Annotated in this window: 15 protein-coding genes; 11 read left to right on the top strand and 4 right to left on the bottom strand. The window is 38.1% G+C overall.

What is annotated here, in order from left to right; genetic code table 11:
• Positions 1-5: 5 nt before the first annotated feature.
• Both map and ABIB30_RS13825 read right to left on the bottom strand, forming a co-directional pair.
• Positions 6-764 (bottom strand): type I methionyl aminopeptidase, encoded by a 759-nt coding sequence (map, locus tag ABIB30_RS13830; protein WP_354302941.1) that lies wholly within the window; start codon positions 762-764, stop codon positions 6-8.
• A 103-nt stretch (positions 765-867) separates the two neighbouring features.
• Positions 868-1,554, bottom strand: a complete 687-nt coding sequence (locus tag ABIB30_RS13825) for an XRE family transcriptional regulator (RefSeq protein WP_354302939.1) — start codon at positions 1,552-1,554, stop codon at positions 868-870.
• Positions 1,555-1,830: 276 nt separating this feature from the next.
• On the opposite strand from ABIB30_RS13825, the gene kbl reads away from it, so the two are divergent.
• The 7 genes from kbl to ABIB30_RS13790 all read left to right on the top strand — a co-directional run bounded on the left by kbl (position 1,831) and on the right by ABIB30_RS13790 (position 7,391).
• Complete coding sequence (kbl, locus tag ABIB30_RS13820) at positions 1,831-3,021, top strand: glycine C-acetyltransferase (RefSeq protein ID WP_354302937.1); 1,191 nt, start codon at positions 1,831-1,833, stop codon at positions 3,019-3,021.
• Positions 3,022-3,152: 131 nt separating this feature from the next.
• Complete coding sequence (pheS, locus tag ABIB30_RS13815) at positions 3,153-4,190, top strand: phenylalanine--tRNA ligase subunit alpha (RefSeq protein ID WP_354302935.1); 1,038 nt, start codon at positions 3,153-3,155, stop codon at positions 4,188-4,190.
• A 75-nt stretch (positions 4,191-4,265) separates the two neighbouring features.
• A complete protein-coding gene (locus tag ABIB30_RS13810; protein ID WP_354302933.1) occupies positions 4,266-4,625 on the top strand; it encodes a Rieske (2Fe-2S) protein in 360 nt (119 codons plus the stop codon).
• Positions 4,625-5,200 carry a TetR/AcrR family transcriptional regulator gene (locus ABIB30_RS13805; RefSeq protein ID WP_068406893.1) on the top strand — a complete coding sequence of 192 codons (576 nt, stop codon included), beginning with the start codon at positions 4,625-4,627 and terminating at the stop codon, positions 5,198-5,200. Before ABIB30_RS13810 ends, ABIB30_RS13805 begins: the two co-directional genes overlap by 1 nt.
• A 102-nt stretch (positions 5,201-5,302) precedes the next feature.
• The gene (locus tag ABIB30_RS13800) at positions 5,303-5,419 is read left to right on the top strand and encodes a phenylalanyl-tRNA synthetase subunit alpha (RefSeq protein WP_354302931.1); all 117 of its coding nucleotides are present in this window, start codon (positions 5,303-5,305) and stop codon (positions 5,417-5,419) included.
• Positions 5,420-5,566: 147 nt separating this feature from the next.
• Positions 5,567-6,982 carry a 23S rRNA (uracil(1939)-C(5))-methyltransferase RlmD gene (gene rlmD / locus ABIB30_RS13795; protein ID WP_354302929.1) on the top strand — a complete coding sequence of 472 codons (1,416 nt, stop codon included), beginning with the start codon at positions 5,567-5,569 and terminating at the stop codon, positions 6,980-6,982.
• Positions 6,983-6,992: 10 nt separating this feature from the next.
• Positions 6,993-7,391 (top strand): hypothetical protein, encoded by a 399-nt coding sequence (locus tag ABIB30_RS13790; RefSeq protein ID WP_068406903.1) that lies wholly within the window; start codon positions 6,993-6,995, stop codon positions 7,389-7,391.
• 75 nt (positions 7,392-7,466) lie between these two features.
• Here ABIB30_RS13790 and ABIB30_RS13785 read toward each other — a convergent pair whose 3' ends face one another.
• Positions 7,467-8,180 (bottom strand): head GIN domain-containing protein, encoded by a 714-nt coding sequence (locus tag ABIB30_RS13785; protein ID WP_354302927.1) that lies wholly within the window; start codon positions 8,178-8,180, stop codon positions 7,467-7,469.
• Between the two features lie 132 nt (positions 8,181-8,312).
• Here ABIB30_RS13785 and ABIB30_RS13780 point away from each other — a divergent pair, with 132 nt between their 5' ends.
• From ABIB30_RS13780 to hemH, 4 genes are all read left to right on the top strand, one after another.
• Positions 8,313-8,822 (top strand): phosphoribosyltransferase family protein, encoded by a 510-nt coding sequence (locus tag ABIB30_RS13780; protein ID WP_354302925.1) that lies wholly within the window; start codon positions 8,313-8,315, stop codon positions 8,820-8,822.
• A 1-nt stretch (position 8,823) separates the two neighbouring features.
• Positions 8,824-9,864 carry a glycosyltransferase family protein gene (locus ABIB30_RS13775; RefSeq protein ID WP_354302923.1) on the top strand — a complete coding sequence of 347 codons (1,041 nt, stop codon included), beginning with the start codon at positions 8,824-8,826 and terminating at the stop codon, positions 9,862-9,864.
• 81 nt (positions 9,865-9,945) lie between these two features.
• Positions 9,946-10,794 carry a 4-hydroxy-3-methylbut-2-enyl diphosphate reductase gene (locus ABIB30_RS13770; RefSeq protein WP_354302921.1) on the top strand — a complete coding sequence of 283 codons (849 nt, stop codon included), beginning with the start codon at positions 9,946-9,948 and terminating at the stop codon, positions 10,792-10,794.
• 125 nt (positions 10,795-10,919) lie between these two features.
• Positions 10,920-11,945, top strand: coding sequence for a ferrochelatase (gene hemH, locus ABIB30_RS13765; RefSeq protein ID WP_354302919.1), 1,026 nt, complete (start codon positions 10,920-10,922; stop codon positions 11,943-11,945).
• On the opposite strand, the gene ABIB30_RS13760 is transcribed toward hemH, so the two are convergent.
• Complete coding sequence (locus ABIB30_RS13760) at positions 11,942-13,162, bottom strand: 3-deoxy-D-manno-octulosonic acid transferase (RefSeq protein WP_354302917.1); 1,221 nt, start codon at positions 13,160-13,162, stop codon at positions 11,942-11,944. The genes hemH and ABIB30_RS13760 overlap by 4 nt on opposite strands.
• Between the last annotated feature and the right edge of the window lie 170 nt (positions 13,163-13,332).

Below are 13,332 nucleotides of genomic sequence, written 5' to 3'. Positions count from 1 at the left end.
TTTAATTATATTTTATTAGCGCTGGTCAGAATTTCAGGAACTCCATCTGTCACTAGTATAGTGTGTTCATGTTGCGCAACAAAACCACCTTTATTTCCTTTCAATGTCCAGCCGTCTGCCTGTTCAACAGCCATATTTGAAGTTGTAGCAATAAAAGTCTCTATCGCAACCGTAGAATTTTTCTTAAATCGTTGCGTATTGTATTTATCATAGCAATTCAAAATACAATCTGGTGCTTCATGCAAACTACGGCCAACACCATGTCCAGCTAAATTACGGATTACAGTAAAACCATGTTTCCTTGCCTCAGTTTCTATTAACCTGCCAATATCAGCAATCTTAACACCACCTCTGATCTTGCTGATTGCTTTATAAAGAATATCTTTCGAAGCATCTACCAATGGCTGATGATTATTTATATCTTCTCCCAAGACAAAAGAGCCTCCATTGTCAGCCCAGAATCCATCAAGTTCAGCAGATACATCTATATTGACCAAGTCACCATTCGCAAGTATTTTTTCTTCAGATGGGATACCGTGAGCAGCCTCATTGTTAATACTAATACAAGTCCATCCAGGAAATCCGTAAGTTAATTTAGGGGCAGATTTCGCACCATAGCCAGCTAATATTTTTCCGCCGAACTCATCCAGTTCTTTGGTTGATATACCTGGCTGAGCGAATTCACGCATTTGTTTAAGTGTATTTGCAACAGCATCACTTACACGTTGCATTCCTAATAATTCATCTGCTGATGTTATTGACATAAAGCCTTTTTTAGTTTAAAATGTACAGACAAAGATACAATAATTCTCTTTGAAGACTCAAGAGACAATTGTCACATAACCAGTCGAAGTCCCAGATCCTATCCTACAACTGATTCCTGGTAATCTTTCCTTTAACAATGAATAACCGGTTAATAGCCTGTTTATCCAGAATCGTATCACCTTTATAATCGGCATTTGCAGCTCGCAATACAATTTTACCTGGCGTCTCATGCTCAAACAGTAATTTTACAGTCGTAATGTTATTGGCGCTTTCATCGGCCATAATTAAATAAGCCTCTCCCCATTGAATAATGTCTTTGTTCACGACTTCCCGGATAGCAATTATTTCGCCACTCGAATATTTTGGGACCATACTATCCCCATAAACTGGTAAATAGGCATCACAATCATTAAAAGGGCGGAAGTTTACATAATACTCTGGCTTTTCCTTTAAAAAGTTAAGCTCTTCGGATGAAAAATCTGAAGGATTAACATTAATAAAAGGGACACCTTCCTCAGGTTCAGCGTTAAGCTGGTTAGTTTCTCTGAGCAATTCATCTATTGAATATATTTTTCCTATACCAGTTGCCAGCCAGCTTTCATTGATATGATAATGTTTAATCACATCTTCTGCGAGCCTTTTACCAATCATTCTGGAGCCATTTTCTATAGGCGAGAAGTTGTTTACATGTTTGGCTATCGGACTATAGAATTCCTGAAGCGTCATTTTCTTCGCCAACCGGATTTCTTTCAATCTGGCTCCGAAATGTTTTCTTTGGTTATCAGTCATTTATTTAATTGGGGAAAATAATTGTTAATTTAATACAGTTTATAAAGTTAACTTAAATTATCATTACTTTATAATTTATTGCAAGATAAGAAATAAAATTCTTTTAAAGTATGCTCCCTGAATTATTATTTAAACATTCTTGTTACTTTATCGCTGAAACAGCAATTGTACAGTAGTTAATTTCAGGTTTTATACATGAACCGGGACAAGACTAAAATTAAACGGCTTCTAAATTGATATTTTTATAACTTTGGAAGCATCAAATAACTAGCATATATGTATAAAACACTGCAACCTGTTCTTCAACAGGAATTAGAACAAATAGAAAAAGACGGGTTATACAAACGGGAAAGAGTAATCATCACTCCTCAGGGAGCTGATATCAAAGTAAGTACTGGTCAGGAAGTGGTGAATTTTTGCGCCAATAACTACCTGGGGTTGTCTTCGGATCCAAGAGTAACTGCTGCTGCGAAAGCTGCAATTGATAAATATGGTTATGGAATGTCTTCTGTCCGTTTTATCTGTGGAACTCAGGATGTACATAAAGAATTAGAGCAAAAACTATCCGAATTCTTAGGTACCGAAGATACTATACTATATGCAGCCGCTTTTGATGCCAATGGAGGAGTATTTGAACCTTTATTTAACGATCAGGATGCGATTATCTCTGACGAACTGAACCATGCCTCTATTATTGATGGTGTGCGTTTATGTAAAGCAAAACGTTTCCGTTACAAACATAGTGATATGGCAGATCTGGAAGAGCAGTTAAAAGCAGCAGCTTCCTGCCGTCACCGTATTATTGTTACAGACGGCGCATTCTCTATGGATGGCACTATTGCACAATTAGATAAGATCTGTGATTTAGCAGATAAATATGAAGCACTAGTGATGATTGATGAATCTCATTGTTCCGGATTTATGGGGAAAACAGGAAGAGGAACTCATGAGCACTGTGGCGTAATTGATAGAATAGATATTATTACAGGTACTTTAGGTAAAGCACTAGGCGGTGCTTCCGGAGGTTTTACAGCAGGGAAAAAAGAAATTATTGACATGCTTCGTCAGCGTTCAAGACCTTATTTATTCTCTAATACGCTGGCTCCCGCAATTGCCGGCGCTTCAGTTGCGGTATTGGACCTGTTAAATGAAAGTACAGCATTAAGAGATAAATTAGAGCACAATACACTTTATTTCCGTCAGAAAATGACAGAAGCAGGGTTTGATATCAAAGAAGGTATTCACCCAATTGTGCCAGTGATGTTATACGACGCTAAACTTGCACAAGAATTTGCAGCGAAAATGCTGGAAGAAGGTATTTATGTAATTGGATTCTACTATCCTGTTGTTCCTCAAGGCAAAGCGCGTATCAGAGTACAGCTTTCTGCGGGGCATGAACAACACCATTTAGACAAAGCAATTGCTGCCTTTATTAAAGTGGGTAAAGAATTAAAAGTTATTTCTTAGTCTATTCTATATATACTAAAGACCAGCCGCCATTTCCGTTAAGGGAATGGCGGCTTCTTGTTTTAACGTCAAAAATAATTCGCATTTGCCGGTTATTAAGATATTAATGAAATAGCTGTATATTTGGCATTATGTTGCAAGCTAAGATTACAGAATATACTACGGAAATAAATGCTTTTTCTACGGAAAACGCAGACGAATTAGAACAGTTCAGAATAAAATTCCTTGGAACTAAAGGAATTATAAAAGATATTTTTGATGAATTTAAGGCTGTATCTCCTGAAGAAAAGAGAACGCTTGGAAAGGTACTAAACGAGTTCAAACAACTTGCAGAAGCAAAGTATCAGACACTTAAAGAACAAGACTCAACAGAACTGACCAGAAAAGATGCTGGCCTGGATTTAACACTTCCTGGTGCAGGTTTTGAAGTGGGGGCGCGTCATCCGCTTGCTTTAGTCAGAAGAGAAATTGTTGATATTTTCAGTAAACTTGGATTTGTTGTAGCTGAGGGCCCTGAAATAGAAGATGACTGGCACAACTTTTCTGCCTTAAACTTTCCTGAAGAACACCCGGCAAGAGATATGCAGGATACCTTTTTTATCAAAAAAGGCGGAGAGCATGGTGACATCGCCTTAAGAACACATACTTCTTCTGTACAGGTGAGGATGATGGAAGCAGGGAAACCGCCTTTCAGAGCATTAATGCCAGGACGTGTTTACCGTAATGAAGCAATTTCTGCAAGAGCGCACTGTTTCTTTCACCAGGTAGAAGGATTGTATGTAGATGAGAATGTATCATTTGCAGATTTAAAACAAACCTTATTCTATTTCGTACAGGAATTATACGGTGAAGGTACTAAAGTGCGTTTCCGTCCTTCATATTTCCCGTTCACAGAACCTTCTGCAGAGATGGATATTTCTTGTACCATTTGTAAAGGAGCAGGCTGTCAATTGTGTAAATATAGTGGCTGGGTAGAAATATTGGGTTGCGGTATGGTAGATCCGAATGTATTGGAAAACTGTGGTATTGACAGTAAAAAATATAGTGGATTTGCATTTGGTATGGGTATCGAGCGAATTGCGAACTTGAAATTTGAGATCAAAGATTTACGCTTATTCTCAGAAAACGATCAGCGTTTCCTGAAACAATTTAAAACTTCGTTGATTTAAAACCTATCTATGAGAAAAATTGCAGGCCTTCTTTTAGTCCTTTTTTTATTTTCCGCGTGTGGAAAGCAAACGAACATGGTACCTAATATAGGTGTTGATATTATCGGTTCCTTTAGTCCCGGACAATTATCAGACCTGAAAGCGAACGGCGCAATTTTAATTAATGGTGGGGTTGCAGGAGTGATCATTGCCTACAATGTAAGTCTTGATGGTAGTGGGGGATATAGTTATAAGGCGTTTGACCGTTGTAGTACCGTAAATCCGGAAAACAAGTGCGCAGTAACTATAGAAAATCCCTATAATGTAGTTGATCCATGCTCAGGTGCGAAATTCTCACTGATAGACGGAACCCCAACAAAAGCACCTGCTAAAACAGCATTGAGAACATATAATATAACCATTTCAGGAAATAACAGTTACCGAGTCACTAATTGATGGAACCAGAAAAAATTAAAGAGAGCATCATTAGAGCTGCCAAAGAACTATTCAGGAAATACGGGTATCATAAGACCAGCGTAAATGAGATTGCAAAAAAGGCAAGAATAGCCAAAGCAACCATTTATAAATATTTTGAAAGCAAGGAACAAGTATTAGATGCTATTCTGATGGATTATCTTGACCTTAATTTGCATGAAATATTAAAAAATAAAGCCCAGTTTGTAGATGAAGAAGAACACCTGAAAGCATTGGTTATGAAAACCTGCAGGCTCACCTATACCGTTTGCAACGAATTTATAGGATGGGACTTTGTCAGGGAAAATGCCAATTCACAAGAGTTTCTTAAACATCTTTCAGACCAGCTGGAATCCTTACTGCTTTCCGCCTATCTGGGCCTGGATCATTTTAAAAATAATCCATCCAGAAGAGAAGGACTTGCATTTTTACTAAAAGCAAGTAAAAGTATCGTCTTCTCCTTCGCCTTTACCTCTGTAAGTGACTCAGACGTGCGTAAGAACTTTGTCAGCTTCCAAAAAGAAATGCTGCCCTTTCTGGTTAAAGCAGCGCTTTAGAGCTACCGTATAAATTGTTTATAATTTATTAATATCAAACGTGTATACCAATTTGGTTTTCGGTATATAAACCTCTATATTTACTTTGTAACATCATTTACAATGAGCAAAGAGGTTTTAGAAATTACCATTCTGGTAGAAGAGAAATTTGATGTCAGCTTTAACCTTGACGGAGGCCTTTTAGGAATCATCCTGAAGGTTTTCGGAATTGGAAGCTGAACAGTCAATTTCACCATGCTGATGGGTATAATTATATCCAGATAAAATCCTTGTGCCCTGATTATCCGTTGTAATTTTATCATCTTACTATTCAGGAAGCTAAAAAAAATAGGAACTGTTAAATACAAGTTTTAGCTTTGCAGCAGAATGAGTAGAAATAGAAAAGCTGGAACGGTTACCATCCTGCCCAATTTAAGTATAATTGATATTGCTGAAGAAGGCAAAGGAGTAGCCAAAGCAGATGAATTAGTTGTGTTTGTAGATAAAGCCGTACCAGGCGATATCGTTGATGTCAAAATCGTAAAAAAGAAAAAGAATTTTGCAGAAGCAGTAATTGAAACACTGCATACCGCTTCGGACCTGCGGACAGATCCATTCTGCGAGCATTTTGGTACTTGTGGAGGCTGTAAATGGCAACACATGCAATATGATGCGCAACTGCACTTCAAACAAAAGAATGTTGAAGCAGCCCTGCAGCGTCTTGCAAAAGTAGATACTTCTTCAATGGAACCAATTTTAGGTTCTGCTGAAAATAAATATTACCGTAATAAACTTGAATATACTTTCTCCAACAAACGCTGGTTAAACGCCCAGGATATGACAGATCGTGAGGATCTGGAAATGAATGCACTCGGTTTCCACGTTCCTTTGCGTTTTGATAAAATTCTTGACATTCAGCATTGCTATCTGCAGGCAGAACCATCAAACACGCTAAGAAATGAAGTAAGGGCCTATGCGCTTAAAAACGACTTAAGTTTTTACGACCTGCGTAACCACGAAGGAAGCCTGAGAAATCTGATCATCCGTACTTCTTCTACAGGAGAAGTTATGGTTGTAGTTGTTTTTGCTTATGCAGAACCAGAACAGGTGAATGGATTAATGGAGCACCTGAAAGTTAACTTCCCTGAAATAACTTCCCTGCTTTACATTCTTAATCAGAAAAAAAACGATACTATATTTGATCAGGATGTGATCACTTATGCAGGAAGAGACTACATCTTCGAAGAAATGAACGGGCTTAAATTTAAGATCGGAGCGAAATCATTTTATCAGACCAACTCCCTGCAAGCACACGAGCTTTATAAAATCACTAAAGAATTCGCAGGCTTTAAAGGCGATGAACTGGTATATGACCTTTACACCGGAGCAGGGACCATTGCTAACTTTATCGCGGGCAGTGTAAAACAAGTTATCGGGGTAGAATACGTACCCACCGCTATAGAAGATGCTAAATTCAACTCAGAGTTGAATGGTATCGAAAATACTGTTTTTTATGCAGGTGACATGAAAGATATCCTGACGACAGATTTTATTGCAGCACATGGTAAACCAGATGTTGTGATTACTGACCCGCCACGTGCAGGAATGCACACCGATGTAGTCGAAAGATTATTGGAAATGGAAGCTGAGAAAATTGTCTATGTAAGCTGTAATGCAGCCACACAAGCAAGAGATCTGGCTTTATTGAAAGAGAAATATGAAGTAAGCCGTATTAAACCGGTTGACATGTTTCCACACACACAACATGTAGAGAATGTTGTCTTATTAAATCTAATCAAATAAATTAGCACAGATGGATATAGAAGAGTTATTGCCTCAACAGCCTGAAGAAGGGAAAACTGAAAAAAAGGTCAGCCCGTTGGTTAGCCTGGAAAAAGATCTGGAACTTTATGCAGAATCTATCAGAGAAATTGCGTTGGAGATTATTGCTGAAGGAGTATCTCAGAATCCGATATTTGTTGCACACCAGCATACAGTATCTATAGGAGAGATGATTTTAAACAAAGAAGAATTGAATACCAATTGGAATATTCAGGCTTCGATGGTTGAAGAATTTATAGAAAAAGGGATCATAAAACCTGAGCTTAAAGAACTCTTCCTGAAGAATTATAAAAAGCCAGAAGACTTTATGTGTGTATTTGTCATTGTTCCTGAAGGAGCCAATTTCATATTTTACCCTTATAAAAAGTAATAAAGATATAAAATCAATAAAAAACCCCTGACCAATGGCAAATAGGTCAGGGGTTTGCTTTTAAAAACTCAAAAATTAATTGATCCTGTTCACATTACCACTTCTGGAAGAGTTGTTTTTTAAACTTGCCCCTCCTTTATAATTGATACTACCACCACTGCTTGAAGTAGTTTCCAATGCTTTTGCCACATTAATTTCAATATCTCCACCAGAACTCGCCGTTGCATTTGCGTAGTCAGTCTTTAGGTCTAAAGCTTTCACACCAGCACCAGAACTTGCTTTAACATCAAGATTGGATGCAGTTCCGGAAAAAGAAGATGAAGCGCCACTACTCGATTTTATCTGGAGATCCCTACAAACGATACTTGCAGTCATACTTGCGCCAGAAGAGACCTTTGCATCTAAAGCATCGGTCTTTAAAGTATTTTCAGTCTTTAAGGAACTTCCGCTGCTTGCAGCTATACTATTTAATTTTTTATAAGTGATATACACTTTGGCACTTTTGTTTTTCAAAAAGCTTGAACCGTGATTCTCTTTCCAGCTCACTCTTACATTTCCTCCGTTATTTTCGATCACGACCTCATCGATAACATTACTATTGGCTACTATTTTAGCAGATTCCGTATTGCCCTGGGTAATAAATAAGTCAATTCCTGCATGGACACTTACTCCTGAAACATTACTTAAGGCTACGTTTTTAGTATTTTGAGCCTTTAAAGTAAATGCGCTGAAAGAAGCAGTGATCAGTAAAAGCAATGTTGGTTTGAGTAAAAAGTTCGATTTCATCATCTTGGTTTTATTGGTTTATGTAAATTAGACGCACAGACCTCGTAAACGTTGCATCATTTTGAAATTATTTTTCTGATATTTGGTTGAGATAATAAATCCTTCTTTTTGTCCCTTAAAACAATCATAATTTAGATGGCCGATTCACAATTACTTATTTTAGATAAAAAACAGATTCAGCAGAAAATTAACCGTATGGCTTATCAGATCCTGGAGGACAATTTAAATGAGAAGGAAATTGTACTTGCAGGCATATGGGACAGAGGCTATAAACTTGCCCTCAGACTGAAAACTGTTTTAGAGGAAATCTCTGATCTGACGGTGACTATGCTTAGAATTGATCTGGAAAAAGAGAACAGCTGCCTTAAAGCAACAACTGACCTGGAACCAGCTAAAGTGAAAAATAAAGTGATCATCCTGGTTGATGACGTATTAAATAGCGGAAAAACCCTGGCTTATGGATTTGGTGTATTCCTGAATACCCCGCACAAAAAGATCCGTACCGTAGTGCTGGTAGACAGAAGTCATAAAATATACCCGATAGCAACTGATTTCGTAGGTTTGCAGATGGCTACTGTGTTAAAAGAGCATGTAGATGTAATTCTTGACGTAGCAGGGCAGGAGGATGGTGTTTATTTAAGCTAGTATGCTTATACTCACCATAATCTATATCATTCTTATTTTCCTCGTCCTTCGGTTCTCTGTAACCTTATTTAATTTCCTGTCTAACCCTAAACTGAGTATTTACGGCAGGCACTTCGATGACAAGGTGTCGATATTGATTGAAGCTGCGCCCGATACCACAGTTTTACTGGAACTGCTCCACACACTTAAAGCACAAGACTACTACGACATCGAAGTTATTATCCAGCGCAATGAAAATGCAGATCAATCGGCAGAGCTGGCCAGTTTCTGTGCAGCCGACCATCGCTTTAACTTCAGGAAGCAGAAAACTGGTGCAGTGGAAGATGAAGCCACCGGTGAATATTTTCTTTTTTTAGGTACCCATACCATCATTTGTGATGGATTGATCAATAGTTTGATCTATCGGACTAAAGTTTTTAACCTGACGCTCCTCAACATCATTCCTACCCAATCTATTAGTGGATTTTTCAATTATTGTTTGCTGCCGCTAAATAATTTTGTACTCCTGAATTTAATCCCGCTAAGGCTCATCCGTCTTTTTTCCAGTCCTGCATTTTCTGCAGGAACAAACCAATGTATGTTCTTTGATGCCGCTACCTATAAAAAATACGAATGGCACCGTCGGATGAAAGGGGAGATACCCGAAGCGCTGGAAATCGTTAAAGCCGTTAAACAAGAAAAATTTAAAGCGGAAACTCTGGTTGGAAATAAACTGATTTATAGCTACGTATCTGAATACCAAAACGATTTAATACAAAAAACAGGTCAGCGCCTGTTAAGAAATTTTGGTAATAATAGCTTCGTAGCCCTTTTATACTTGCTGTTAATTATAGGAGGCCCACTTTATATCCTTGCTGATTACGATTACAGGTTACTTATTCTTCCGGTGGGGCTCATTTTTCTGAGTAGAATTATGATTTCTTTCCTATCCGGACAAAACGCTATCTGGAACATTTTGCTTCATCCCGTTCAAATGTTTTTTCTTGTCATCTCTTTACTACAGGCAATTTCGGTCAGGATCTTTCAGCCGCGCAAAAAATAATTAGTATTGATATAAAAATAACTGTTATTGATATGAAACTCTTTTTGCGTAATTTTGTAGTATCAAGTGAAAATAAAGAATATGAAATACGATTTAGCCGTTACCATAGATAAAGCCTCAGGATTCTGTTTCGGGGTAGTATATGCTATAGAAATGGCTGAAGATATTTTAGCTGAAGAAGATTATTTATACTGCCTTGGTGATATTGTGCATAACGATGAAGAAGTAAGACGTTTAACCGATAAAGGTTTGCGGATTATTGACCACGAACAATTACAGCAGCTCCGTAATGAAAAGGTACTGATCAGAGCACATGGAGAAGCGCCTTCTACCTATCAGCTGGCCCTGGAAAATAACCTGATTTTAATTGATGCTTCCTGTCCGGTTGTTTTAAAACTGCAAAACAGGATTAAAAACTCCTATGATGATAAAGAGCAGATCCTGATCTTCGGAAAACACGGTCATGCAGAAGTAATCGGCTTACAAGGACAAACCGATGGTAATGCCATTGTTTTCCAGGATCTGGCCGAACTTGATGACGTAGATTTACCCGGCAAATTTACCCTTTACAGTCAGACCACTAAAAGCACAGATAAATTTTATCATATTAAAGAACAGCTATTAAGCCGCGGCTATGAGGTAAAAGCCAATGATACGATTTGCAGACAAGTCTCTAACCGTTACGAAGACCTGGAGAACTTTGTGGTTAATTATGACAGGATAATTTTTGTATCCGGTAAAAAATCATCTAACGGAAAAGTCCTTTATGATGTATGTAAAAAATACAATGAACACTCTTATTTCATCTCCAATATAGAGGAACTGGACATGAGCTGGTTTAGTGTAAACGATAAAATTGGTATTTGCGGAGCTACCTCTACCCCAATGTGGTTAATGGAGCAGGTTAAAGCCAGATTAGAGTCTTTTTAACCAGAAAACCGTTCATCATTAAAAAGTAATTATTCAAAAGCCGTTCTAAGGCAAATCAAGCATAATGTATATTTGCTGCAGAAAGCAACTCCGGTTATTATCTGGGTTGTTTCTTTACATAAACTATGGGAAAAAAGGGTGTATTATTAGTGAATTTGGGAACTCCGGATAGTCCGGAAGTAAAAGATGTGCGTAAATATCTTGATCAGTTTTTGATGGATGAACGTGTAATTGACATTGGCACATTGAGCAGGACATTATTAGTAAAAGGTGTTATTGTACCTTTCCGTAGTCCGAAAACTGCTAAACTTTATAAAGAAATCTGGGATGAAAATGGCTCACCCCTTTTATATTACAGTAAAATACAAACTGCATTAGTTCAGGAACAACTAGGTTCAGCATACCATGTAGAACTGGCTATGCGCTATCAAAGCCCGTCCATCGAAGCTGCCCTGGAAAGAATGAAAGCCGGACTGGTAGAAAGTATCCAGGTTATTCCTTTATTTCCTCAATATGCTTCAGCAAGTACCGGATCAGTGATCCAGAAAGTAATGGAGATTGTTGGTAAATGGCAAACTATTCCACCAGTATCTTTCGTAAACTCGTTCCATGATAACGAGATGATGATCAGTACCTTTGCTGACAACGCGAAAAAATATAAGCCAGAAACTTACGATCAGATCTTATTCAGTTTCCACGGCTTACCAGAGCGTCAGCTTAAAAAATGTGACCACTCCGGTCAGCACTGTCTTAAAAGTCCTGATTGCTGCGCTACATTAACAGACGTGAATAAATTCTGTTATTCCGCGCAATGCCATGATACTGCAAGGCTGATTGCTGCCGAACTGAATATCCCGGCTACACAATATTCCGTATGTTTCCAATCCAGGTTAGGAAAAGAACCATGGGTACAACCTTACACGTCCGATACCCTTAAAGAACTAGCTGCAAAAGGTAAAAAAAGACTATTGGTATTCTGCCCGGCTTTTGTTGCAGATTGCCTGGAGACACTTTACGAAGTAACAGTAGAATACGGTGAAGAATTTAAAAAATTAGGAGGAGAAGAAGTACAGTTGGTTTCCAGCCTGAACGATCATCCCCAATGGATTGCTGCCCTGGTGAAAATGGTTAAAGACCATCACTCCAACTAAATATATTGTTCCAGATAGCTTAAAATCTGCCTGGTCGAACCAGTTTTATCCTGCACATATTTTTTCGCCGCAGGCCCCGCATTTGTATCTTTCTGTAGCTTTTCAAAAGCTGCAGAAAGTTCATCCGCCGACTTGATCGTAATTGCCGCATTTAAAACAAGTAAATCTTTTGCCTCCTGAAACTTATCGTATTTAGGCCCGAAAATCACGGGCAAACCAAAAGCAGCTGCTTCCAGTGTATTATGGATACTCACACCAAAGCCACCCCCAATATAAACGATCTTCCCATATTGGTAAATCGAAGAAAGTAAGCCAATATTATCGATTACCATCACCTGACTGTCTGTTTGAGGAAGCTGATCATTCAATTGAGTATAACGCAGTGCTCCCGGAACCAGTTTAATCAGCTGTTCAATATGTGCAGTACCAATTTCATGAGGCGCAATGATGAACTTCCATTGTGGATTAGCAGCAAGCAAAGGCACCACCAATTGCTCATCCTGAGGCCAGGTACTACCTGCAATAAAAACTGGGGCCTGTCCGCAAAACTTTTCAATCAAGGGTAAAGGTTTAACCGTCAGCACATTTTCCGCTACCCTGTCAAAACGTGTATCACCACTCAAACTTACATTATCGTAATTTAATCCACTCAGTAACTCTACACTCTCTGTGTTCTGTACAAAAAAGTGAGTTACACAATCAAGCATACTGCGGTAAAAACCACCATACCATTTAAAAAATAACTGCTCAGGTCTGAAGATTCCTGAAATAATCAGCAGGGGTACCTTTCTTTCCCTCAGCAATTGGAAATAATGGTACCAGAACTCATACTTCGTGAAAATCGCGAGTTCAGGCTGAATAAGGTCTATGAACTGTTTTGCATTCTTTCTGGTATCCAGCGGCAGATAAAAAACACCATCTGCCAGCGCGTAATTCTTACGGATTTCATAACCAGAAGGAGAGAAGAAAGTAACGATGATTTTATGTGCAGGATAGCTCTTTTTTAGCTGTTCTAAAACAGTTCTTCCCTGTTCAAATTCACCCAGAGAAGCAAAATGGAACCAGATATGTTTCTGTTTTCCATCTACCTTGGTTTCGATAAAATTAAAGATGTTTTCTCTGCCTTTCCGAAATAATTCAGCCTTCTGGTTAAATAAAGAAGCGATGAATATAATCACTCTGTAAAGCGCGATACCAAAATTATAAAGCAAAAGCATTTTGTTGTTTATTTATTATCTTAGCCGAAGATACTTGATTAAAATTTAAAATTTTCTGATTATATGTTAAGTCGTTAGGCTTTAGTGTTATGTATCTGAGGGCCTGTTGAAATTTGGATGACCGAATGAACCAAGGCGTTATTAATTTAAACGAGTTAAATATATTTTAA

The organism is Pedobacter sp. UYP1 (genome assembly GCF_040547305.1).
Lineage (GTDB): Bacteria > Bacteroidota > Bacteroidia > Sphingobacteriales > Sphingobacteriaceae > Pedobacter.
The sequence above is the reverse complement of the archived record's forward strand: the minus strand, read 5'-3'. Positions and strand labels throughout refer to the sequence as shown.